This window comes from Vagococcus carniphilus, from assembly GCF_014397115.1.
GTDB classification, from domain to species: Bacteria; Bacillota; Bacilli; order Lactobacillales; family Vagococcaceae; genus Vagococcus; species Vagococcus carniphilus.
Genome location: NZ_CP060720.1, coordinates 1,650,406 through 1,676,211, shown reverse-complemented (window position 1 = coordinate 1,676,211; position 25,806 = coordinate 1,650,406). Strand labels below are relative to the sequence as shown.

Annotated in this window: 18 protein-coding genes and 1 riboswitch; of the genes, 7 read left to right on the top strand and 11 right to left on the bottom strand. The window is 31.4% G+C overall.

The window, feature by feature from the left end:
- Positions 1-97 precede the first annotated feature (97 nt).
- Positions 98-4,129 (bottom strand): Ig-like domain-containing protein, encoded by a 4,032-nt coding sequence (locus H9L18_RS08230; protein ID WP_126793333.1) that lies wholly within the window; start codon positions 4,127-4,129, stop codon positions 98-100.
- Between the two features lie 172 nt (positions 4,130-4,301).
- Positions 4,302-4,506, bottom strand: a riboswitch (cobalamin riboswitch).
- Between the two features lie 399 nt (positions 4,507-4,905).
- Between H9L18_RS08230 and H9L18_RS08225 the strand changes: the two genes are divergently transcribed.
- From H9L18_RS08225 to H9L18_RS08200, 6 genes are all read left to right on the top strand, one after another.
- Positions 4,906-5,889 (top strand): hypothetical protein, encoded by a 984-nt coding sequence (locus H9L18_RS08225; protein WP_126793331.1) that lies wholly within the window; start codon positions 4,906-4,908, stop codon positions 5,887-5,889.
- Positions 5,890-6,060: 171 nt separating this feature from the next.
- On the top strand, positions 6,061-7,242 hold the full coding sequence (locus H9L18_RS08220) for a serine hydrolase (protein ID WP_126793329.1): 1,182 nt from the start codon (positions 6,061-6,063) through the stop codon (positions 7,240-7,242).
- A gap of 15 nt (positions 7,243-7,257) precedes the next feature.
- Positions 7,258-8,241 (top strand): hypothetical protein, encoded by a 984-nt coding sequence (locus H9L18_RS08215; protein ID WP_126793327.1) that lies wholly within the window; start codon positions 7,258-7,260, stop codon positions 8,239-8,241.
- Positions 8,242-8,254: 13 nt separating this feature from the next.
- The gene (locus H9L18_RS08210) at positions 8,255-8,770 is read left to right on the top strand and encodes a GIY-YIG nuclease family protein (RefSeq protein ID WP_185847460.1); all 516 of its coding nucleotides are present in this window, start codon (positions 8,255-8,257) and stop codon (positions 8,768-8,770) included.
- A 150-nt stretch (positions 8,771-8,920) separates the two neighbouring features.
- Complete coding sequence (locus tag H9L18_RS08205) at positions 8,921-9,433, top strand: hypothetical protein (protein ID WP_126793323.1); 513 nt, start codon at positions 8,921-8,923, stop codon at positions 9,431-9,433.
- Positions 9,434-9,651: 218 nt separating this feature from the next.
- Complete coding sequence (locus tag H9L18_RS08200) at positions 9,652-10,503, top strand: Abi family protein (protein WP_246433266.1); 852 nt, start codon at positions 9,652-9,654, stop codon at positions 10,501-10,503.
- 166 nt (positions 10,504-10,669) lie between these two features.
- Here the strand turns inward: H9L18_RS08200 and lepA are convergent, their stop codons facing one another.
- Positions 10,670-12,508, bottom strand: coding sequence for a translation elongation factor 4 (gene lepA / locus H9L18_RS08195; RefSeq protein ID WP_126793321.1), 1,839 nt, complete (start codon positions 12,506-12,508; stop codon positions 10,670-10,672).
- 123 nt (positions 12,509-12,631) lie between these two features.
- Between lepA and H9L18_RS08190 the strand changes: the two genes are divergently transcribed.
- Positions 12,632-13,855 (top strand): GNAT family N-acetyltransferase, encoded by a 1,224-nt coding sequence (locus tag H9L18_RS08190; RefSeq protein ID WP_126793319.1) that lies wholly within the window; start codon positions 12,632-12,634, stop codon positions 13,853-13,855.
- A 50-nt stretch (positions 13,856-13,905) separates the two neighbouring features.
- On the opposite strand, the gene H9L18_RS08185 is transcribed toward H9L18_RS08190, so the two are convergent.
- Genes H9L18_RS08185 through H9L18_RS08145 form a run of 9 tightly spaced genes read right to left on the bottom strand, consistent with a single transcriptional unit; the run spans position 13,906 to position 25,755 of the window.
- Positions 13,906-16,272, bottom strand: a complete 2,367-nt coding sequence (locus tag H9L18_RS08185) for a transglutaminase-like domain-containing protein (protein ID WP_126793317.1) — start codon at positions 16,270-16,272, stop codon at positions 13,906-13,908.
- Positions 16,273-16,288: 16 nt separating this feature from the next.
- Positions 16,289-17,437 carry a DUF58 domain-containing protein gene (locus H9L18_RS08180; protein ID WP_126793315.1) on the bottom strand — a complete coding sequence of 383 codons (1,149 nt, stop codon included), beginning with the start codon at positions 17,435-17,437 and terminating at the stop codon, positions 16,289-16,291.
- Positions 17,430-18,380 (bottom strand): AAA family ATPase, encoded by a 951-nt coding sequence (locus H9L18_RS08175; RefSeq protein WP_126793313.1) that lies wholly within the window; start codon positions 18,378-18,380, stop codon positions 17,430-17,432. Before H9L18_RS08175 ends, H9L18_RS08180 begins: the two co-directional genes overlap by 8 nt.
- Positions 18,381-19,082 (bottom strand): ECF transporter S component, encoded by a 702-nt coding sequence (locus tag H9L18_RS08170; RefSeq protein ID WP_126793311.1) that lies wholly within the window; start codon positions 19,080-19,082, stop codon positions 18,381-18,383.
- Positions 19,075-20,775, bottom strand: coding sequence for an ABC transporter ATP-binding protein (locus H9L18_RS08165; RefSeq protein ID WP_126793309.1), 1,701 nt, complete (start codon positions 20,773-20,775; stop codon positions 19,075-19,077). Before H9L18_RS08165 ends, H9L18_RS08170 begins: the two co-directional genes overlap by 8 nt.
- A complete protein-coding gene (locus H9L18_RS08160) occupies positions 20,748-21,641 on the bottom strand; it encodes an energy-coupling factor transporter transmembrane component T (RefSeq protein WP_126793307.1) in 894 nt (297 codons plus the stop codon). Before H9L18_RS08160 ends, H9L18_RS08165 begins: the two co-directional genes overlap by 28 nt.
- On the bottom strand, positions 21,625-22,179 hold the full coding sequence (locus H9L18_RS08155; RefSeq protein WP_126793305.1) for a DUF4430 domain-containing protein: 555 nt from the start codon (positions 22,177-22,179) through the stop codon (positions 21,625-21,627). The genes H9L18_RS08160 and H9L18_RS08155 overlap by 17 nt, the downstream gene beginning before the upstream one ends.
- On the bottom strand, positions 22,176-24,065 hold the full coding sequence (locus tag H9L18_RS08150) for a prenyltransferase/squalene oxidase repeat-containing protein (RefSeq protein WP_126793303.1): 1,890 nt from the start codon (positions 24,063-24,065) through the stop codon (positions 22,176-22,178). Before H9L18_RS08150 ends, H9L18_RS08155 begins: the two co-directional genes overlap by 4 nt.
- Positions 24,043-25,755, bottom strand: coding sequence for a DUF4430 domain-containing protein (locus H9L18_RS08145; RefSeq protein ID WP_126793301.1), 1,713 nt, complete (start codon positions 25,753-25,755; stop codon positions 24,043-24,045). The genes H9L18_RS08150 and H9L18_RS08145 overlap by 23 nt, the downstream gene beginning before the upstream one ends.
- Positions 25,756-25,806: the final 51 nt, after the last annotated feature.

Below are 25,806 nucleotides of genomic sequence, written 5' to 3'. Positions count from 1 at the left end.
TTTATGCCATGACAAAAAATGCAACTATTCATTGGAAAATCCCTCATTTCTATTTATAAAAAAAGACTGAGACCTAAGCCTCAATCTTTATAATTAATTATTTTACAGCATTTTTATTAACATAACCATGCCACTTGCCATTATTGTCATACAATGAATAGTAAGTATCTCCATTGTAATGACTGTATCTACCTTTAGCTGTAAATTTTTTGCCCATCATATTAGTTGTTGAGCTACGTTTTTTCCAGTTAAAGTTAGACCAAGTGTTATAACCTTTTTTATTAATTGTTACCTTACGGCCATCTTTAATGTAGGCACCTTGTTTACCGTCTGCTATTTTAGTAGCGTTAGCATTGATATACCCTTGCCACTTGCCTTTACTGTCATATAAAGATAAGTAAGTAGAACCGTTAAAGTGTTTATATCTTCCACGAGCTTGGAATGTTTGGTTTAAAATATTTTTACTCATTCCACGTTTTTTCCAATTAAAGTTAGACCAAGTTTCATAGTTGCTCTTTGAAATTGTTACAAAACGGCCGTCGCTGATATAAGCGCCTTGCTTACCATCTCCAACTTTTACGGCATCCGTATTGATATAACCGAACCATTTACCTTTGTTGTCATATAATGATAGATATGTACCACCATTAAAGTGTTTATATTTTCCGCGAGCTTGGAATGTTTCATTTAACAAGTTAGAACTTGTGTCGCGTTTCTTCCAACCAAAGTTAGACCAAGTACTGTAACCTTTTTTATTAATTGTTACAAAACGGCCATCACTGATATAAGCACCTTGTTTACCATCTCCAGCTTTTACAGCTGATTCATTAATATACCCATGCCAGTTACCTTTACTATCAAATAAAGATAAGTATGTAGCACCATTTTTATGGTTGTACTTACCTCTTGCTTCGTAAGTTTCACCTACAAGTTTGTCTGTGTTATTACGTTTTTTCCAATTAAAATTAGACCAAGTATTATAACCTTTTTTAGTGATTGTTACATAGCGACCATCTTTAATATAAGCGCCCTGTGGATTCTTTTCACCATCTGTTAATTCTTTTTCAGTTTTAACAGTATCTAATTTAGCTTTAGTGTCTTTAACGATAGCATCAACACCAGCTTTGTCAGCTGCTTTATCAACGTTACCATTAGCGTCTTTAAGAATAGCGTTAATTTCATCTTGTTGTGCTTTACGGTAATCTTTAAGATCTTTGTACTCAGCTAAAGATTTTTTAGAAGTGTCTTTATGTGCTTGTAATTCTTTAGCAGCAGCTTCTTTTTCAGCGTCTGTTAATTCTTTATCCGTTTTAACAGCATCTAATTTAGTTTTAGTCTCTTTAACGATAACATTAACACCAGCTTTGTCAGTTGCTTTATCGATTTTACCATTAGCATCTTTAAGAATAGCATTAATTTCATCTTGTTGTGCTTTACGGTAACCTTTAAGATCTTTGTACTCAGCTAAAGATTTTTTAGAAGCGTCTTTATGTGCTTGTAGTTCTTTAGAAGCAGCTTCTTTTTCAGCGTCTGTTAATTCTTTATCAGTTTTAACTGCATCTAATTTAGCTTTAGTATCTTTAACGATAACATCAACACCAGCTTTGTCAGTTGCTTTATCGATTTTACCATTAGCATCTTTAAGAATAGCATTAATTTCATCTTGTTGTGCTTTACGGTAATCTTTAATATTTTTGTACTCAGCTAAAGATTTTTTAGAAGCGTCTTTATGTGCTTGTAATTCTTTAGCAATTTTTTCTTCTTCTAAAGATTTGTTAAAATCAGTTACTGCTTGATTAATCTCTAGTTGAGGAATGATTGTATTTTGAACTTTAGTGTGTAAGGCGTCATATGATCTCTTGATTGTATCATTTTTCAATAAATCAGCTTTATCATCACGAGCATTAAAGTTAGCTAGAGTTGTTAAAGCTTCATCTTTATTAGAAACTGTAATTTTATTTCCATTGCCGTCAAAATTTGTTCCAGTTAAATCTTCTCCATAAACAAGAGTAAATTGAACACGAATAACTTCATTTGGTTTAACTTTCCAATTAGACATTCCTACATTGGCTGCAGTATTATTTACTTGGTAGTACCAACCAGCACCGGTATGGTAATCAAATTCACCTAAGTCAGAATCATCTTTACCCGTTGCTAAAGCTTCTTCTGTTGTTGGACCATTTAATTTTTCAGAAATATAAGATGGAATGTTCACTTTACCATTATCTGCTTTTTCAATACCTTGTAGGTAGAAGTCTTTTTTGAGAGAACCAGCATTCCAGTAACCTAATTTTTGTTGTTTGCTGATACGATCAAATAGTTCAGCAGCATTTTCATCTTTCTTGAATGAAACATTAATTGGTTCAACAATAAATCCTTGACCAATTGTAAATTTCTCTAATGAGAAAGTAACTGTTTTTCCATTTGTTTCATTTTCAGTTAGAATTTTATCTGTTTTTACAGCATCTAATTTTGCTTTTGTTTCTTTTTCAATGGCATCAACAGCTTCTTTATCTCCTGCTTTGTTAATTAAAGCTTCAGTATTTTTTAAGATTGCTTTGATTTCATCTTGTTGTGTTTCACGGTAGTCTTTTAAATTTTTATATGAATTTAAAGATTTAATAGTTGCTTCTCTATGAGCAACTAATTCTTTGTATCCTTTTTCAACAACTGTAACTGTTAATTCCGATTTTACCTTATTAATGCTAGCAGTAATAACTGCTTTACCAGGTTTAACCGCTGTAATTTTACCAGTTTTATCAACAGTTGCTACTTCTTTATCAGAACTTGACCAAACTAATCTTTTTGCTTTATTTTCTGGTTTAACAACAGCTTCAACTAATTCGCTATCCCCTGTCGTTAACTCTAATTCACTTTTAGCAAGTTTAATCTCTGTTTGAACCACTATTTCGTCAACAGAAATAGTAAAATCAGGCATTTTAGAGAAGTAGCCTTCTAGCATATCAGCATTTAAATTAGGTTCTCCAGGTCCTGAAGCCGCTAAATCACTACCTAATTTAGATCCCCACCAACTAGTAAAAATACCATTTGGACTAGTAAAAGTATGATCTCCAGCCTCTTTGAGTTCAACGTCAAAAGAATTTTTTGTCGCTAAATCGTATTGACCAGAACGTCCTTTAAATTCTTCTGATTTATTATTTTTATATTCTACAAATGAGCCTTTTCCGCCCCAAGCATTTGGAGCTGGATTATAGATAGTTGCTAATTTGAAAACTGGTAGATTGATACCTTTAAAACTAACTTTGGCAGTATCACCAACAACAAAATCTTCGTCAGGATTTGTTTTATTTTCAACATTCACTTCAATAAAACGTGCGTCAACTACTCTATGTAATGAAGAAATACGACCTTCTTTATCAGTAGCTTCTACACTAATGATATTGCTTCTATTTTCTAAATCAGCAGTAAATTCTCCATCATTACCTTCAATTTCATTACCGTTTACTAAAACACGAGTCGATTCAGCATCTGTCGCATTTACTGTAAATGAATACGGTGTTGTTTCTCCTTCTGAGTAATAAATAGTGTCATAATGGCGCCAATTCATTAATTCATCACTTAATGTTATTTTAGATTGTCCATCTTGACCAACAACAAAGACAGCGTATCCTGTATTAACAGGTGAGATTGCTCCCCATGTTTTATCTTTATAAGTTAGAGCGTCATAAGTCACTTGAACCACACTTGTACCAGGCTTAACGGCTTTAACTTGTGTTTTTTCAGTGCTTTCAGTATCACTTAAAGTAACACTATCACCAGAAATAATTTCAAAATGGAAATTTGGTCTAGCCACATCGTTTGCAACATTATTTGAAACAATTTGTTCAACACGCCAAGGTCTTAAATCAACTGTTTCATCAACATTCAACGTTTTTTGTTGGTATTGTAACCAAATATCATTTGTAAAATCATCATAAACAGCTGCTTCTGTTTGTACACCTAGGTAACCAGACCCTAGACTTAAATCATCTTCACTACTTTTTTCTTCAACACTAACAGCAGTGTTCTCTGTTGCCAAAGCTTGGAATGGAATACCAACAAAAGTAGATAAAACCATCGAAACCACTAACAATAAATTAAAAAACTTTGAATTCATTTTTTTATTCATTTTCTCTTTCCTTCCCTAAAAACAATAATAATCGCACATCATGCGACATAACAAAAAAACTCTAACTTTATCCTCCTCCTACAAATCAAAATAAAAAAACTACCTCTTTGTAAAAGGTAGTTTTAAGGATTCAACAAAAAAGTTGCTCTTATCACTTTTCTCCTACAAAAAGTTAGAAAAACGAAAAATGGTCGGTCTCCTGACTTAGCTTCTTCTTACTCCCAAACCTTCCAGAAGAATCTCTTCCGTGGTTTCATTGGTTTCATCTGCTTCACAGTAGGTAGGTCTGTAGAGGAATTACACCTCTTTCCCGTTACCAATACGTTTTATTCATTGTGCTTAAAAATAAAAAAAGCACCGTTATTGTATTGTACTCTATTTTGAGGGGGTTCGTCACCCATTTAAGATTGTGAAAAAAGTTATTTTACAAATAAACTCTCTTTTTTTATAAAAATAGACTTATTGAAAATAGTTTTGAAAAAAGTTGCTTCTATAGATAATAAAAATAAAAAAAGTTGATGAATAAGCGCTATCACTAAGCGAATGATTAAAAACAGATTAAAAGTTATGAAAACTCGAGTGCTTATTCTTGTTTATTTCTTGGTAAATGATGTATAAGTATAGTGGAAGTATTCGTAAAAAGAATAGTTGATATTCATTTTACGAAGGTGGACAAACTAGTACCGTGAAATTTACAAAATAAGCATCTCTTTTAGACTTTTAAGAGTACAACGTAATTTCTAAAAATAGTTTAATAAAAATAAAGGACGTGGAATATGAAAAAGCGTACAGTAAGTTTAGTTGCTTTACTCATTTTTACGGTATCTTTAAGTGGATGCAGTTTTAAAAATGAAGCTAAAGCTAGTTCGGCATATGAAGATAAGGAGTCAATTTATTTCTTTAATGAAAAAGAAATAAAAGATAGTAATCTAGAATCAAAATATGCTAAAAAAGATGTCTCACCTAAAAACGTGATAGACAATACAAAAGAATATTCTGGTATCTACTCTCTTCAATGGGAAAGCAAAAAAGATGTAGCACTGGATAAAAATCTTTTAAAAGTTAATGAGGATGGAACTTTTATTGAATTGAGAGTACTTAAGGACAATTCAGAAAAAACAACTACTCATTATTATGTTGATAAAAAAAATAAAGTACATACTAAAAATGCGATTAATTATGAGTTACTAAGTGGTTATGTCGTTAAAGAGAATAATCAAGTGTCTTTAAGCTATGCTGACTCAATCAGTTTTTACAAAGCAATTGATCAAAAAGGTGAAGAGAAAATTTCACCTCTATCTCAAAACTATCATTACCAATTACTAGATGACAACGAAGCTCAAACATCTTTTTTTGTTAAAGATGGTTTTGAAATAAATGCTAATGGAGATTCTGTTCGATTAGTAAAAGTTGTCCCTAAAGAAACACCAAAAGAGTTAACTGTAACTCCTCTTGAAATAAATAATTTTTTAAAGAAATCTCAAGAAAATTTAGCATCAAAACATTATGAGTTTAACAATATCAATGATTTTATTCAATTTATGAGCCCTCAAACTGCTCCAAGCGATGAAGTAAAATTACTTGATATTACGAGTTATCAAAATGTAGAAACTGAAAAAGAAAATCATATAAAAGCAAAATATGCTTTTTCAACAACTTCTTCAAATAATGGAAACAAAGTAACTAATGTTTACTTATTTGATGGTCAAAATATCTATTTTTCAAATGATGAAACGTCAACTACATTTCAACTATTTTAATTAAAAAGTCAGCTCCCTTTAAGTAGAAAGTTTATCTTCTATTTAAAGGGAGTTTTTTATGCTTTCTTCTTTAATTTAGTTATAAAAATCACAACTAGTATTGAAAACAAGCTATTCTATCCCCTATAATAAAAAAGATGGTATAAAAATCAAGAAGAAAGATGTGGGTAAATGAAGAAAAAGTTATTTGTTTTGTTGAGTTTGTTTTGTATCCTAATAGTAGTCTCCTTCCTCACGATTAAAAAGGTAAAGAGTGTTGCAGGACCAGTACCTGAAAAGGTAGAAAAAAGAAAAGAAATATCAGCATCTAAAGAAGTTCTTGCTGAAAAAAAAGAAACTACACCTGAGAAAAAAACAGTTTTTGATGAGGCTCAAGTTGTTACTAAAGAAGTACATCCTAAAGTTACTCTAACTGGTACAGAATTGAGCGAGGACGCATTACCTATTGGAACGGTTGTCAAAGTCAAACCTGTACAAGGACAAGATCAGTGGGTAGAAATTATTAGCGATCCTAAAAAAGGATTTATTGAAAAAGATATTCTTGAACCTAGAGAAATTCATATAGAACAAAGAGAAGAAAAAAGAAAGCCTACTTTAACACAAGAAGCTTTTAAGGAGAATTTAGATAAAGATTTACAGGAATTTGTTAAAGAAAAAGGCGGAGATATTAGCATCTACGCAGAAGCTGTCGATCAATCATTTTCATATAGTTACAATGGCGATAAAATCAATCGAACAGCAAGTAGTATTAAATTACCATTCATTACTTATTTAATGACATTGATAGATGAGAAAAAAATTGATTTGAATACTCAATTAACTTATACAGCTAACTTTAAACTTGATGGGACAGGAATTATTCAGTTTGAACCTGTTGGCGGTCAGTACTCTGTTGGTAAATTAGCAGAATTAGTAATTAGATACAGTGATAATATTGCGTATGTTATGCTATTAAACTACGTTGGTGAGCAAGAATTTATTAATTATTTAGGACGTTTAGATAGTGCTTCACCGAATAATAGAGCCTTTTCTAGCCCACGAATTCTAACTAAAGCAATGAATTATGTATACACTCACCAAGATAAGAGTAAAAATATTAACACGCTATATAATTGGTTGCAACAAAGTATTTTTGATGATGGTGTAGCAGTTGGGTTACCTGGGGTTGATGTCGCCCACAAAACTGGCTGGATGCCAATGTATGCTGTAAGTAATGATATTGCTCTTGTTAAAGATACTAAAAAACCCTATTTTGTGACAATTATGACTGGTGGTTATGATGAATCTTATAGTGAAAAATCAATTGGTGATATCGCTAAAATTGTTGACAATCAAGTGCTTCAATTAAAATAGAAAAGGAAGTAATGCATGCAAACTAAAAAAATTATTCTATTTTTAACCTCTATAAGCTTGATTGCTTTGACTGGTTGTCAGGTAAAAAAAGATGTTAGTAACGCATCACAAGAACCTCAGAAAAAAATAAGTTACTTTTACAATGAGTCTGATATAACTTTAAATAAAATGGGATTAAAAGTACCAAAAATGGATGTCTCCCCTGCTAAAATTATTGAAGACACAAATAAGTATGTAGCTACTTATCTACTTGAAGGTGACATTTTAAAAGAGACTGGTTTAAGTAAGAATATCATTACAATAAATAGTGATGGAACGTTTATTGAGCTAAGAGTATTGGATACCGGTCCATCTTTTCATTATTATGTAGATAGCTCGAATCAATTACAAAAGAAGAAAGCTAAAAATTATGCACTTTTAAGTGGTTATGTTGTAGAAGAAAATGAGTCAATTTTTCTAAGCTACAAAAATGCAGTTCAAAATTATAATGCGCTAAATCAAGAAGGAAAAGAGAACCTCTCTCCCCTTCCACTGGAATATAATTATCAAACGTTTGATTATACTGGTTATAAAAGTGCGGTCTTTCAAAATGATGCTTTCGAATTCAATTTAGGGAATAGTGACTTTCTAAAGGCTGAAAAGATAGATGAAGTTCCAAAAGAATTGAATGTTACACCCCTTGAGGTGAATGAAACTCTTAAAAAAAAGAAGAAACAATTAGCTAATGGCGACTATGAATTAAATCATTCAAATGACTTAATTCAACTATTTAATCGTAAATTTTCTGATTCTGAACAAATTGAATTAGTCGATATTAAGAAGTTTAACTCATTTAAAACAACTGATAATGAATCTAAAAAAGCTGTCTATGGCTTTTCCACTACACATAAAGATGCCGAAACTGATATAAAAGAAAAAACAATTTATCTCTATGATGGTGAAAAAATCTATTCTAGCGATAATCAAGAAAAATTGGTTTTTGAAGAAGTTGAGTTTTAAGGAGGCTTGTAAAATGAATGTAACAGATATACTGGAAAGCTTTCTTTTTAATAAAGATTTAATACGCATATTCCTTTTAATATTAGCTATAAGTTTTTTAAAATTAATAATCCAACTAATACAAGCTAAAAAAATAAACTCTAAAATTAATGATTTAGCAAATAATTCAATTGAATTAACCCCTGAAGAATTCATGTTAATAAGAAATAAACGATTGTACGATGAAAAAGCAAGACACGCAAATATTAAAAATTTTCCAGGAGTATACATATTACATAATAAAACAAAAGATTTATATTATGTTGGACAAAGTATTAAGGTCTTAGATAGAATTGGTAATCATTTTAAAGGACGAGGAAATGGCGACGTATACGCTGATTTTAAATATGGTGATCAATTTACAATTCAGACAATAGCTCTTGAAAATTCAGAATTTAGTAACTTAAATGATTTAGAACGTTATGCTATTCGATTTTTTGGTGCATATGAAAAAGGATATAATAGAAATAAGGGAAACAAAAGTAAATGATTCCACAGTAAGATAAATTTATTTTTGAAGAAGTCGACTTAAAAAAAGTTTTAGTTATTACATGCTGATGTGGTGACTAAAACTTTTTATATTTTGGTGTTATCATTAGTTTAATGACTTTATTGAAAAAGTTAGTTAGGAGGAAAAATAATGAGTGATAAAAAAAGTGGTATTATTGTTGTTTTATTGATTATTATTGCCTTTGGAGGAGGCTATTTTTTAGGTGTCTCAAATAAAAAAGAACAACAAATTCTTGAAGAAATTAAGACGTTAAATAATAATAACAAAGATGAGAAAAAAGATAAAAAAACAGTAGCCACAACAAAAGAAGAAACAATTAAAGGTAATTCTACTGAAGAAACAAAAGAGATTGACAATAAGCAAGTAGCTTATGACAAAATGCTTTCATTAAAAGGAACTTGGGCTGTTTGGCAAACGGATAATAATTTTACAATTCATGAAGATGGAACATGGACTACTCGCCCAGTTGGCCCTGGTGGAGACCGCAACATTCCTGTTGAAGTTCATTCTTATGATGAAGAAACAAATACTATTTATTTGGATACAGATGGCAGACCTACTGAATTAACCATTATTAGTAACACAGAGATAATCATTGACTCAGGGAAAGGACAATCATCGACGTTTGTGTTTATAGAGTAAAATTTAATTTAGTATATGTATAAACACTTTACAAACAGAATGTACGTTCGTATAATAGGTATGTAGAAATGCTTATTATTTAATTTTTATAAATTTTTAAAATAAACTAGTTGCAAAAATAAAAGACAACATATAGAATGAGGATAAGAGAAAGTGCTAGTATCTCTACGGGGACTAGTGCGGAAAACCTTCATTCTTTGGAATGGGTTTTTTTTTGTTTGAAAAAATTTGAAGATTTAGACGGTCAGTTGGGTATTCTTTATAAACGCGGATTACAATTTGAAGACTATAAAAAGGCTAAACAATATTTGCTGACAAATAATTATTATAATTTAATTAATGGTTACAGTAAATACTTTATGGATTTAGAAATAAATAAGTATTTACCAAACGCCTCATTTGATGAAATTACTCATTTACATTATTTTGATAAAGAATTGAAAACAGCTTTTTTTACAGCAATTACTGAGGCTGAAAAACATTTAAAAAGTATCTTAGCTTATCGTTTCTCAGAAGCTTATCCAAATTGTCAATATGCTTACTTAAATACTAGTAATTATGATACTTCTAAAATTTTAGAGTTAGGATGGCTTATTTCAAAATTAAGCAGTTTAATAAATCAAAATAAAAAAAGGAATAACGGAAACTCTATTCGACATTATTGTAGAACGCATAATGATGTTCCAATTTGGGTATTGATAGATTATTTAGATTTCGGGCAAACAAACTCAATGTTAAAAAGCTTACCTACCGATTTACAAAATAAAATAGCCAAAAATATTTGCAGTTTTATATCTGAAAAAACAGTTATTAATTCCCCTTTTACACCTGAAATAATGTTATCATTTACAGAAAATATAAGAGAAGTTAGAAATATTTGTGCTCATAATAATCGATTGTTAGATTTTAAATGCAAAGCAGATCTGAAACATTATCCTGATATTCATTTAAAATACGATGTTCAACCTTCCGATAATAGAAAGGATGTATATAGTGTTTTCATTATTCTTCAATGTTTTCTAAGTAATGTTCAGTACGCAACTCTTCATAATACTATTAAAAAAGAGTAAAAACTTTAGATAATCAGTTAACATCAATTAGTATAAACAATATTCTTGAATCATTGGGGTTTCCTAATGACTGGCACCTTAATGTCGAAACGTTGAGATATTAAAAATACCCACTATTTACTATGAATTAATGATAGTAGTAAATAGTGGGTATTTTTTTATTCAGTTATTTCTTCTTACCTTCATCCTCGTCCATCTTAAGAACAGCCATAAATGCTTCCTGAGGGACTTCTACTGAGCCGATTTGTTTCATACGTTTCTTACCTTCTTTTTGTTTTTCAAGAAGTTTACGTTTACGAGAAACATCTCCACCGTAACATTTTGCCAATACGTTTTTACGTAAAGCTTTAATGTCAGTACGGGCCACAATTTTAGTTCCAATGGCTGCTTGGATAGGCACTTCGAATTGTTGTCTTGGAATTAATTTTCTTAATTTGTCGACGATGGCTTTACCGCGCTCATATGCAAATTCTTTATGAACGATGAAGCTTAACGCATCAACTGTTTCTGTATTAAGAAGAATATCCATTTTAACTAGCTTACTTGGTCGGTAACCAATTAATTCATAGTCTAAGGACGCATATCCTTTTGTACCTGATTTTAATCTATCAAAGAAGTCGAAAACAATTTCTGATAATGGAATATTGTAGACAACATTTACTCGGTAATCATCTAAATAATCCATTGTTACGAATTCACCACGTTTACGTTGTGAAATCTCCATAACAGCTCCAACGTATTCGTTAGGTACCATAATTTGTGCTTTTACGTAAGGCTCATCAACAGAATCAATTGAACTTGGTTCTGGGAATTCAGCCGGGTTATCAACGACAACTGTTGTACCATCAGTTTTATTCACATGATAAATTACAGATGGTGCTGTTGTAATTAAATCTAAGTTAAATTCACGTTCTAAACGTTCTTGAATAACGTCCATATGTAATAAACCTAAGAACCCACAACGGAAACCAAAACCTAGTGCTTGAGAAGTTTCAGCTTCAAACTCTAAAGCAGAGTCATTTAATTGTAATTTTTCTAAAGCTTCACGAAGATCGTTATATTTAGAAGTATCGATTGGATAAAGTCCACAATAAACCATTGGATTCATTTTACGATAACCTTCTAAGGCTTCAGTTGCTGGGTTATTTGCTAAAGTGATTGTATCCCCAACTTGAGTGTCTTGAATATTTTTAATGCTGGCAGTAACGTAACCTACGTCCCCTACCATTAAGAAATCACGAGAAACAGCTTTTGGAGAGAAAATCCCTACTTCTGTTACTTCGTATTCTTTTCCATTTTGCATTAACTGGATAACATCTCCCGGTTTTACCACGCCGTCCATTACACGAACGTTTAAGACAACTCCACGATAAGCATCATAAACTGAGTCAAAAATTAACGCTTTTAGAGGTGCTTCAACGTCTCCAGTTGGTGCTGGTACGTATTCTACGATTTGCTCTAAAATATCTTCAATCCCAATTCCAGCTTTGGCACTAGCAAGAACTGCTTCACTTGCGTCAATTCCAATAACTTCTTCAATTTCGCCACGTACTCTCTCAGGATCAGCGGCAGGTAAATCAATTTTATTAATAACTGGTAAAATTTCTAAATCATTATCAACGGCTAAATAAACGTTTGCTAAAGTTTGCGCTTCAATTCCTTGGGCAGCATCTACAACTAAAATTGCTCCCTCACAAGCAGCTAAACTTCGGGACACTTCGTATGTGAAGTCTACGTGCCCTGGCGTGTCAATTAGGTGAAAAATATATTCTTTTCCATCTTTCGCATTATACGTTAGTTCGACTGCATTCAATTTAATTGTAATGCCTCGTTCTCTTTCCAAGTCCATTGAGTCCAACAATTGAGCTTGCATCTCACGATCAGAAACAGTTTCTGTCTGTTGTAAAATGCGGTCTGCTAATGTCGACTTTCCATGGTCAATATGTGCAATGATGGAGAAATTACGAATAGATTCTTGTCTTTTTTTCATTTCCTCAAAATTCATATAAAATCTCCTACTTTCTTTTCAATCAGCATTTTTAATTATACCAAGCTTTAAGCAGTTTTTAAAGTATTTTAAGTAGGTCTTTGTTATAATAAGGATGAAAATAATTTGAGGTGTGAAATAATGGATAAAAAAGAACTAAAAAATTCTCTGTATTTGAAGAAAGTTGAACTGAAACACTTAAAGCAATTTAATGAATTACTTCGTTATGTGTTCCAAGTAACAGATTCTGATATTGAGGAAGGTGGTTATGAAGATGAATCTGAAATCATCCGAGCTAAACGACCTGTCCTTCGTGAAGCTGATGTCTACGGCTTCTTTACCCATGAAGATCGTCTGATTTCTCAACTGGCTATCTACCCTTGTGAGGTAAACATTCACGATACGGTTTACAAGATGGCTGGGGTAACGGGTGTTGGAACTTACCCTGAATATACAAACTTTGGTCTAATGAGTGATTTAATTTCTCTTGGGCTTGAAAAAATGCGTGATAATGAACAGTGGATTTCTTATCTATACCCTTATAGTATTCCCTACTATCGTCGTAAAGGCTGGGAAATCATGTCTGATAAAATTGCCTTTGAGATTAAAGATTCTCAATTACCTAAACGTGTTGATGTTCCTGGTTACGTTGAACGAGAAGATATTAATCATGAAGATGTTTTTGTGGTGTATGATCAGTTTGCTGAACAAAACCACGGGGCAATGATTCGCCAAGACTTAAACTGGGAAGAATATTGGCGTTGGGAAAACGAAGAAGAAAGAACAGCAGCTATCTATTACAATCGTGAGGGCGAACCTCAAGGCGTTTGTTTTTACTGGATTGCTGAAGAAGTTTTCCATATCAAAGAAATGTTTTATTTGAATCAAGAAGCAAGACACGGCCTATGGAACTTTGTCTCTGCTCATTTTTCAATGGTTGATTTAGTTCAAGGTGAAACGTTTAAAAATGAACCTATTGCCTTTTTATTTGAAGATAGTGAAATCAAAGAAACGATTGAGCCTTATTTTATGGCAAGAATTGTTGATGTTGAAAAATTTATCGAGTCATACCCATTTATTACAACTGGAAAACCATTCCATTTTGTTGTTGAAGACCCAATTGCTAATTGGAATAATCGTATATTTGGACTGATTTGGGATGAAAATGATGATTTAACTATTACTGAAGAAGCAATCGGTAATCCTGTATACATTGATATCCAGACACTAGCAGCTCTCTTTTTAAGTTATAAACGACCTGCTTACCTATCTCGAATTGAGCGGTTAAAAACCGATAAAGAAACCCTAAGAACACTAGAAAGAATTATTCCTGATCAAGCCGCTTATTTTAGCGATTACTTTTAAAAAAAGAACCCCTTGTCACTGGCAGTTAAACGCCTTGACGAGGGTTTCTTTTATGAATAATAAAGTATTTGTTTCATTTTAACTTTTTGTTTGAAAGATTTATTTTCAAATACATGGTAAGTGGTTGAAGCAAGTAATTTATCCATTCGACCAATTTCTTTATCGGTTAGAGTTGAATTATTACTATAAGCACTTTTCTGAATGTCTCTAATAACTTTTTCGTATAATTGAGTGTACTTGGCATCTTTATATTGAGCATCAATTAACGGTACATAATCGTATAAGGAGCCACCAGGTAAACTTACTTGATCAGCTTCAAGTAAACGGAATACTTCATTTAGTTTGGCTTTAGCAGCTATTAAGCTATTAGTATCTTCCATAGCCAATTTAGCTTGTTTACGTCGATTGTAGGCTTTTAAGGTTTTAAGTAAGATAAAACCTAATCCTACGATTAAAGCAAGAACAAGCAGTGACACAAGGATAATGATAAATGTTTTCTTAAACTCTTTCTTTTGTTTATCTTCTACTTGCTTAGTATCTGATTTTTCATTATCTTGTAATTCTTGTCTTCCTTTAGCTGTTGCATTTCCCTTAGCGTCTTCATTATTATCTTTATCACCACTATAAGATAGACCTTCAAACTCAGGCTGAGGCATAATATTAAGATAAGTCGCCATAGTTTCTTTTGGCACCCAGCCAATTCCATCTTGGTAAATTTCTGTCCACGCGTGGGCTTCTTTACCTGTGATATTTACTTGATTATCTTTTGATCTTAAAATAGATTCAGGTGTAACGACATATCCTTCTACATATCTTGCGGGAATTCCCATATGACGATATAAAAGAGTAGAAAGAGTCGCAATTTCAGTATCAAATTTTAAATGATAGTCATTTGATAAAGCTAAATCAATGAAATCTTTAGGTGTTTTATCCTTTTTAGTAGGTTTTTGATAATTTTTTTTAACATAATCAATGATAATTTTATCAGCCTTTTCATAGTAAACATGTTCTTTCAAATGAGGATTCACACCAGAAATGGTTGTCAGCTTTCCAGTTAATTCATCAGGCACGGACAAATAATTTTTATAAACAAATTCATTGTAATTTGATTCATTCAATAGGTAATCATTGGATGCTTTATCTTTTTTCATGACAGAGAAATCTTTAACGAGTCTTGGGTAACTAGTTAAAACATTTGAAACTATATCATATGTATAGCTTGTTTCCTCTTTCTTTTTATTTCCAGGAATGAAAGCATCGTTGGTAATTTCATTTTCCCAATTCTTACTTTTTATCATCCCATATGGAAGAAACTGCTCTTTAGTTGACCCATTGCTATTTTGAACTCTAATTTCATTTGTCTTAGATTTTTTATTTTTAACAGCTAAAGAGATATCAGATAACTGAGAAAAACTTGAAAACTTAGCTTGATTTAACCAATAATTTAAAGAGTAATCTTCGTATAAAGAGTCTTTAGACAAACTTTCCCAGTTATTTCCAGCTACTTCTTTTCCGATAAATTGTTTTAAATATAAGGGTTCAATCGAACTCATTTCAACTTCTAAAACTTTTTTATCTGTTCTTTTTTCTTGATAGTTTTTTAATTGTCCCATAGGTAAGAATTCATCTTTCCCATAGTTATACACTTCTTTTTTATCTTTAATCTCTTCATGTAAGTTCGCAACTTGACCAGAAGTTAAAATCATTTGATCAACTTTTAATAAGTAAATAGGAGTAATCATTAAGATAATAAATCCTAGTGTTAAAGCTAAAAGTCGAACGTTCAATTTAACTGATTGATTGTTTAGGTTCATTTTTTTGAATATTAACAAAATAAGTGTTGCTAACAGTAAACAAATTAAACTATAAACATTAAAAGATTTTAACCAAAAACCTCCAATAATCAGATAGCTCAGCCAAACAATTAAACTACCTGAATAAAAGAACTGCGCAACTGTTAAAGAAAGCAAAACTAAGAATTGCGTTAAGACTAGAAAGAATAAAGTAAAGTTTAATTTATTTCCTCCTTCAAGGCCGAAATAATAAGCACCATTAAAGCGTCCTAAGTAAGCTAGAAACTCGTTAAAAATTTGAATCCCAGCATCTTTGGTCCAGTAAAAACTTAGTAAAAAAAGAAAGAAAAATAGGATTAAAAAGCCAATTAGAGTTATTTTTTGATTCTTTTTAAGGAACCATTTACTTAAAGAAATTAAGAAAACCCATAGAAAAATCATTAGTAATCCTATTTTTAAATTTGCTTTAATCGTTGTTGAAAACTGACTTAACATCAAATAAAAACTACACGCCATTAACAATATTCCAATAGAGGATACGATAATTTTTAGTGGAGAAACTTTATTTTGAGTTGTCTCTTCAATGGATAAAGACACTTGTTGTTCTTTTAATTTTTGACTCATTGTAAGTCCCTCCCTTTTAAATAATTAAATTGACGATATCAGCTTCATAATGTTCAGCGTGAATATGCGTTGTATTTGGTAATGCGTTAGAATTTTCTCCAATCGCAATTGGAAAGGTTTGTGGAAACTCATTGAAATTTCCTCTAGTTAAGTCTGGATGAAGATAAATTATTCGTGAATAATTGACTTGAGTTATATAGTCCTTAAAGTAATGCCAAACTAGTCCATCTGCTTGTTGGTAACTAATATCAGCCAAACATTTTTCAATCAGCTGTAAGTTTTCTTTTGAAGAAATAGTTTCAACTTGAATCGTTTGAGACGTTTGGCTTAACCAGCCGATAGTAATAGTTTGGTTATTTTTAACCATCGTTTCAATTGTTGAAACAAAAGTAGCTACCAAAGCATGAATTGATCGATTGGAAACTTTACTGTCAGTTGTTAGATAATTAGTTTCTAATAGGATCAATTGTTTATGAGAGGCTTCTTCACTCAGTTCTCTTACAATTAGTTCTTGTTCTTTCATGGACATTTTCCAATGAATATTTTTGACAGGATCCCCTACTTCATATGTTTTAAAATCAAACATATCTCCTTGTTTGGCTCTATTTTGATTGATGACAAGTGACGTTTGGTTAGCATCTCCTAAAAAGTTTGGGGGAGTTATTTCAAAGTGATAAGAATCAGGATAAATAACTAATTCTTCTTCACTTATTTCTCCAATGCCACTTATTTCAAAGAGATGGAAAAAATCTGAAAATCGGATTGATTCAACCTCTAATCGCAATTTACCACTATACTCAGATTCAAGTTGAAAGTTTAATGTTTCATCATTGTTTTTCAAATTGAAAAAAGAAACCTGTTTTTTGATTGTTTCATTGGTTAATTGATTAACTAACATATAGTTGACAATCACTTGATTGAATAAAAAGCGATTAGTTGTTTTTAGTGTTAGTTGACCACTTATTTTTTTATTATCTAAAAATTCACTTTTTAAATGAGTGGATACTTCATATTTTTTAGCAGAAAATATGAATAATAAGATATCAATGATTAAGATAATAGAAAAGAAAGATAAGACAATTATGGGTTTGTATGAATTTTGTAAGAAAAATAGAACTAGTAAGAAAAACCAAATCAAGACAACCAAGATTCGATTTTTACGCATTCTTTTCACCCTCGTTTACTAGGCCTGTTTTAACTTCTTTAGTAATTGCTTCAATCACTAAACGAGCATGTTGATTGGCTAAACGAGCTGTATTCTTAAGAACTAATCTATGGTGAGTTGCATCTGAAAAGATAGCTAAAACATCTTCTGGTGTCACATAATCTCTTCCTGAAACATAAGCTTTACTTTTAGCAAGAAGACTAATAGCTAATGCACCACGAGGACTAACACCTAGCTCAACCATTTCATGTTGACGTGTTGCCTCACATAAATTAGCAATATACATTAAAATATCGTCATGAATCGTTACTTTCATTACCTCTTCTTGCATTTTTAGCAATTCTTCTTTAGTGACAAGAGTTTGCAATTTTTCAAGTGGTTTACTTGACTGACGATCTCTTAAGATGTCGACTAAAGCATCATTTGATGGATAACCAACTTCTAAACAAACCATAAAACGGTCTAATTGAGAGTTTGGTAACATTTGAGTTCCAGCTGAACCGATTGGATTTTGAGTTCCGATAACAAAAAATGGTTCTGGTACCGAATAAGTTTGTCCATCAACTGTTACTTGGTGTTCTTCCATGACTTCAAGAAGCGCTGATTGTGTTTTACTTGAAGTTCGGTTAATTTCATCTGCTAATACTAGATTGGACATAACAGCACCTTGTTTGAAAACAAAATCTTGTTTCTTTGAATCATACATTGTAAAACCAACTACGTCTGAGGGTGTTACATCAGGTGTAAACTGGATTCGTTTAAAGTCTAAATCCATTACACGGCTAAAACTAAGGGCAAGAGTTGTTTTACCAACACCAGGGACATCTTCTAGTAACACATGACCTTTAGCTAAAATAGTCATCAGAATTTTTTCAATAACCTCATCTTTACCTTTTACGTTTTTCTTAACTTCTAATAGTATTTCATTCACTTTATTATTCATTTATTTTCCCATTTCCTTAATTCCGTATTTTTGATCAATTCTTTCTAACATTTTTCCTATTGGCTCTTGTAAAACAAGCAAGAAAATAATATTAGATACAATGTAGATTAACGTGATTGGAGCAGCTTTTATCAGTAAAAGTCCGTATCTTTCAAGAGAGACGTCTTGAAAGTTTAATGTTGACCATAAGTCCATAATCATTGTAAAAATAATACCCGAAAAGGCTCCTAATAAGCTTAAATAAAATTTATTTTCTTTACATTTTTTACTAATCCAAGGTAGACCTGAAATAAAACCAATCATTCCCCATGTAAACATTTGAAAAGGCGTCCATGGTCCTTGACCGAAAAAGATATTTGAACCAATAGCTGATAAAGCTCCAATTAGAAATCCTTCTTCTTTTCCTAAATAAATACCTGACAAAATAACAACAGCACTAACTGGTTTAAAGAAAGGAATCAAACCAAAAGCAACTCTTCCGATAATAGATATAGCAGAAAGAACGGCTATCACAACAATTAGTAGCATATTTGAATCTCTTTTTTCATACTTGTAAAACCCAGGTATACAAGCAACAATAGCAACTAATATTGAAATAATATTATATTTACGATCATTGAATAAATAAATACCTAAAAGAATTAAGAGCGGTACCCCCACAACTAAAAGTAAATTCATCGCTATTTTTTTATTTTTAGTCATGAGCTTTCATCCTCTCTTTTGTTTTAGCTTCTTCAACAACATTTTCGACTGTAATCGCTTTGGGATAAAAGTCTCTAGCAATTCGATTAGAAGCTGTTGTATAGAATGTATTGCTAGCAAAAAATTCAACTGTTTTATCAATTGATATAATATTTCGGTCAAAGAACAACCCACATCTATCTGAATTTTCAGCAGCAAATTCTACATCATGAGTCACCATTAATACAGTAATATCCTCTTTTTTCATATCAGATAGAATTTTTGAAAAGCTTTTTTTCGAAAAAGCATCCATTCCTTTTGTTGGTTCATCCAATAAAATAATTGAAGGTTTTAATAATAAAATTTTTCCAAGAGCGGCTTTTTGTTGTTCTCCACCACTTAAATCATAAGGATGTTTGTCAGCTAAATGACTAATTCCTAATTTTTCAAGAGTTTCTTTTATTAATTCCGTCATTTCTTCATTTGAGTACCCGATAACTTTACTAATTTCTCGGTAGTCTTCTTCAACAGTGCTTTTAAGAAAAACAGTTTGAGGATTTTGAGGTAAGAAAGCTAGATTATGCTTGTACAACTCATTATTTTTGTATTTTTTAATCGATTTATCTCGAATGATGACTTTACCCTTATAAGCTCTTCTTTGTCCAGATAGGACACTAAGTAAGGTGGACTTTCCTACACCATTTCCGCCTAATACACTGAATACCTCTCCTTTACGAAGTGTTAGATTCAATTTGTATAAGACATCAGGTAAATCTCTTTCATACTTGAAACAAACATCCTTAATCTTAATAATAGCTGATTCTTTTTCAACAGACTCAGAGTCCATTTCAAATTCTTCTGTGCTAGATTCTTCGTTTGGCAGATAAAACTTATTAAGAAAATCTTTACCTTCTCTAACAGTTAATGGACAAGTTCCTTGTTGATTTAAACCGCTAAAAATCCTCACAGCACTTGGTAACCCATGAATCATCGAAATCGCTTTTGGATAATCTTGAATCGTTTCACCAACAACTCGTGGGCTATCATCCATGATAATTTCTCCATCATTCATAATAATAACTTTATCAGCAAGTGGGAAAACATCTTCTAAACGGTGCTCAACAATAACAATAGTGATTCCTAACTCAGTATTTAATTTATGTAAAGTTTGAATGAACTCAGTTGCTGCAATTGGATCAAGTTGAGAGGTAGGCTCATCTAAAACAAGTAATTTAGGTTGCATGACAAGAACGCTAGCAAGGTTCACTAATTGTTTTTGTCCTCCTGAAAGTTCGCTTGTTTTTTTTCTAAATAAATGTTGGATACCAAAAAAGCTAGCCATTTCCCCTACTCGACGCTTCATGATATTAGTAGGAATACCCATATTTTCTAAGCCAAACACTAATTCATGCCACACTTTATCTGTTACAATTTGGCTATCTGGATTTTGCATAACAAAACCGATATCACTTGCAATAGAGCGTTCGTCATGTTCTTTTAATTCTTTGTCTAAAAATAAGATTTCTCCTTCTCTACTTCCATTTGGTGCAAGAGAAGGTTTTAAAAGATTTAGAAGGGTTGTTTTACCGCAACCAGAAGCGCCGCATAAAACGACAAATTCACCTTGATTAACAGTAAGAGAAACATCTTTTAATGTTTTCTCCTCATTACCTGCGTATTTAAAATTTAAATTTTTGATATCAATAAGCGCCATAGCAACTGCTCCTTCATTTCTATAAGAGTTGGAAGTAAAACAAATAGTCCGGTTCCGATATATAGCAAGACTGTTTGCGTTGTAAAATAAAATGGATCTACTAAAGGATAGTAATTGATGCTAACGATACCACTTTTTACCATTAAAAAGATTATCATTAAGAAGATCAGATTCATACCAAGTAATAACGCATCTTCAAAATAGAATTTAAATAAAGAGAAATGAGTTCTTCCTTTTAACCCATAACCTCTTGATTTCATTGAACGAGCGACATCAACACTATTTTCTAACGACCAACCAATTAAGCTTCTAAAAACTCTTAAACCACTCAATAGTTTGTCTGAATAGCTATCACTAGCGTAAAGTCCAAGTGTTTTCTGTGTCATATTAATTTTTTTGATTTGTTCTTTAAATAAAGGAACATAGCGTAAAATCATCGATAACGTAATAGAAATTTTAGGTGCAATATTACCAAATAAATAGATAAATTTATCAGATGTCATAACCTCGTTATAACTTTTAAACCAAAAGATAATGGAAACAATCATTAAACCTACCATTCCACCATATAAAAAGGCTTCTAATGTAACCGGTTTGTCATTCATGAAAAATAAAATGGTTTCACCATTATGAACAAATAAAGGATTTGTTAACATAATAATCATAAAAATCACAGAATAATAAAGAATAACTTTCCAAACGCTTTTGGCTATTATTAATAAATAAGCTAAACTTCCGATGAGTGAAATTCCTAATAAAATAGGATTTGTTGTGAACATACTAAAAAAGATAATCGTCATATAGTAAAGGAACAGTACGAAGGGGTGAAACCGTTCAAAAGCTAGTTCGTTACTTCTCAGATTCATTGTTAAACCCTCCCCCAATATCTCTTCCTAAATCACAGGTATAAATAATTTCTATCTTATCTTTATCTTTAGCGAAATATTTACTCACACCGTAATCAGGAAACTTCCCGTTCACTTTATACATCCAGCCACTTAAGGGCCCTGCTGAGAACTCATAAAGATAATTAATTCCTTTAATATAGTTACTACCAAATGAATTATTATCAGATCCTTGATAATCAAATTGGATTTTGTTGTAACGCGTTGTTCGGTTCAATAAATCGAAAACCGTATCTTTATTTCTAAGAACAACTTCTGTCTCTTTTAAGATGACGCCATTCTTTGGAACATACTTTTCAGAACGTAAATTCTCATCTAATTTATCCATATTATCTAAAAGAGTTTTTGCCTCAATACTCAGGGTAACTGTTTCAGACTCAGGCGTAATGTCATCAATGTGCGTTAGATAATAGTCGTCAACACTTTGAATTTTAGTTCCTTTAAAAAGAAAAGCTCCAAAGAATAATAAAACTACGACAATTAAAAAATCCTTTTTCATTCGTCTTCATACTCCTCATCGTCGTCATCAGACATCATCATTTTGTCATATCTTTCTTTCTTACGTTTCTTTCTATTTTTAGCTAAAACAAGTAAACCAATTATGATAACAAGCAAAACAATGACAGATATCACAGCGCTTCTAATGAGAGAAGTAGTATGAGCAACTGTTTTCTCTAAATCTTCATAACCAAAAACAAGTCGACGATTTTCTTCTGATAATTCATCTAATGATTTCATTGTTTTCTTGATTCTGAAATAATCCTTAGCTCCTAATTTGTCCATAGGATAGTATTCTTTTTTGATTTGCTCACTAATTTTATCAATTGTTCCTTGTCTTTCTTCAAGTTGTTTCATCAAATCTTTTAGTAATTTCAAATCACTTTCTGATGCATCTTCTTTTTGAGCTAAATAATAAGTTGAATAGACTAAAGGTAAATCTGAAAGACTTAAATTTTTTCTTTCAATTTTTTTTACTTGTTTCATTTTTTCAGAAACATCTTCATTTAAAGAAACTTCTTTTTTGCTAGAAACGCTTGTGATTGTTCCAGATTGATTTAAACTTTTACCAATATTAGATGAGGTAAAATCATTCTGTTCAACAGGAATATCAAAATTTTTAATTTTTTCACTCAACAAACGATAGTTTTTGACATAACGCTTTTCTTCAATTGGTAATTGACTGTAATCTTTATAGACCTCGATTACATCATCTTTATCACTCAAATCAGTGATTTTTTCATTAACTTGAGTTACTTGACTAGCTATTTCTTTAGTCATTTCAGGTCTAAAATCGTAAAAATGTCTCATCATATTTTGCTCACGAATCAAAGCACCTAACGCAGTTAAAACTTGTTCACTTGCCATGGCATTAGATTCATCTGGTTTAGCTGATGGATTCTCTTCATCGTATTCAAAAGAATGAACGAATCCGCCATCTTTCATTTGAAAGGTTAAAAGAAAATCAATTAAGTTATGATTATTTTTTATAAAACGCTCATCTTTTTGAGGATCAATATTTAAAGCGGTTAATGCTAAGATTACTTGAGTAGCACTTTCTGGATTAGGAGTTCCCCAGCTTTCAAATCCACCCTCTTTATTTTGAGATTCTGAAAGATAAGTTAAACCACGTTCAATCGCTTCTTTTGCTTGGATTGTTTTATTATTTTTTAATTTAAATAGTTCTTCTGAATTATAATAAGGTGCTAAAGAAGTAAGTGCCATCGCTGTAATATCAACATCTGAATCTGTTTCTTTGGCAAGAGGAAAACCACCATCTTCATTTTGAGCATTTAATAATTCAGTGATTATATCTTTTCTTGTATCTTTTGCTTTTTCTGGCACTTCATAATTCATACTATCTAATAAGATTAAGCCGAAAATTAAACCATTAGTTCCTTGAGCAGCTAATGGTTTAGTTTCTCCACGATTATATGTTCCATCATTAATTAGATTAATCTTTTTCTTTCCATCAAAACTTAAATCAGTTGGATTTCCACCAGATGCAAGATAAGCAAGACCTATGCGGTGCCACTCCGTTGCTTTACCTACACTTAATAAATGACTTGTTTGATATCTTTTTTCCACATTTTCACTAAGCATAGCTTGATAGTCTAAATAATTAGCTTCCTTGCCAAGACGACTAACACCAATTGCAAACCAATCAGATGAATTTGAACCAGCTTCTAATAATAGACCTGAGTCAAAAATTGTTGTTTCATCACTTTTTTTAGTTTGCCAATCAATGATTTTGCCAGCCACTTGTTCTAATTCTTTGCTTGAGTATTCTTTAGCTAGAGTCGTTGTTGTAAATCCTAAACTTAAGAAAAATAATACAATACAGCCTAGAATATATTTCTTCATTTTACCAATTTCCATAATTACCATCAAAACCTCCACCGATATCTGCTCCTAACATTAAAGTGAATCTTAGGCGAACAGAATCACCATCTCTTAAGAAATAGTCAGCAAAACCAACATTAGGATAAACACCATTTACGCTATACATCCAACCAGACGCATTAGTAAAATCAAATTCTCCTAATTTACCATGATCTTTTGGAAGGTAGATGCCATCATAATTATCCTCCTGAATTTCTTTAGAATCATCTAACAATCTTTTTTCAATAAGTAACTCTTTTAAATTACCCGGAATTAATGGAGATCCGCCATTAAAGAAATCACCACTTCTTGAATCAATTGAAGCAAGATAGAAGTTCTTCTGAGTACGTCCCGTGTGTTGATAGGCATAACCATATTCTTCTAACAATTTAATTAAATATTCTGAGGCTGGCACGCCTTCTTCTAAGTCAATATCAGTTGGTGGAATTACTTCAGGAAAACCAACCGTACTTGCCTCTACTGAAAAAGTGGCTTTGCCGATAGATTTTGTTTTATAGTTAATTCTATAAGTTGCTTTACTTTTTTCTTCTTTATCTACAGCAATAATTTTAATCGTGTTAATACTTTCAACTAAATGTGTAGTATATTGTGCTTCACCAGATTTTTTCCATTCTTCACCAATTTCTTCATCATTTAAATAAACTTGGAACGAATCTAATGAATCACCAGAATGTGTTTTTGCTGTTACTTTAAAAGTTAACTTCTCATTTTCGACAGTCATATCATTTTGTAATGTATCCACTGATATTGTAGGTGGACCTGACTCTTTTTCATGATTAGAATCTTCTTGTTTTTTATAATTAATAACGTAAGATTCTTCTAATACCTCTTTTTCAGAACCAGCTTTTAGTTCAATCAGGTTTTCTCCAGCTTCTAAAGTTACTTCATAAGCAAATACTTTAGAAGCCTCAACTTCTTTTCCATTTAAATAAACAGAGATAGGCTCTTCTTTTTTATTTCGAATAGAATAAGCCTCAAACTTAAAGAGCTCTTTTTCAACTGTTTCGTTATCTTTCAAAGAAGTTTTTATTTCAATTTTACTATTAAAATAAACAGTATAGTTTTTAGCTACCTTAAAGGTCTGACCTTTTTTATTACTATAGGTCATAACTATTTCAATTTTATTTTCACCACTTGATAAGATAACTGTTCCTGAAAAATCAACTTCTTGTTCATTCACTAAAACTTGTTGTTTTTCAATTTTTAAATCGGATTCTTTCTGAAGAATTTTAAATTTATACGCTTCAGTTGTTACTTGCTCTCCATCTTTTATTGTTGTTGTAAAGTAAGTTCGATCACTTTTATTTTCTTTTTTCTTTAACTTGCTGGGTGTGATATTTTTATCGATTCCTGGATCTAATTTACTATTATCAATATGTTTTTGACTAACTTCTTTTGCCTTATTTTCAGCTAATTCTTGTTCATCTTTTTTTTCAGCGTCTTGTTTTTTATTAAACTTAACACCACTATCTTTTAAAGCTTTTGAAACATCTTTATCACTACCAGCTAATAGAACAGTAGATGATACAGCCTCTTTACTAATAGGGTTTTCTGGAAGTTTTGCCTCTTGTTTTTGAGCAAATAAGGTGACTGTCCCTAAAAGTGTTGAAGCCATCAACAAAACAATTAGTAAAAATCTATATTTCTTAATAAAACTTAGAAATTTATTCCCCATGTTATTACCCCTCCTTAAATTTCTCCATAATGAGAATAAAGAATTAGCCTA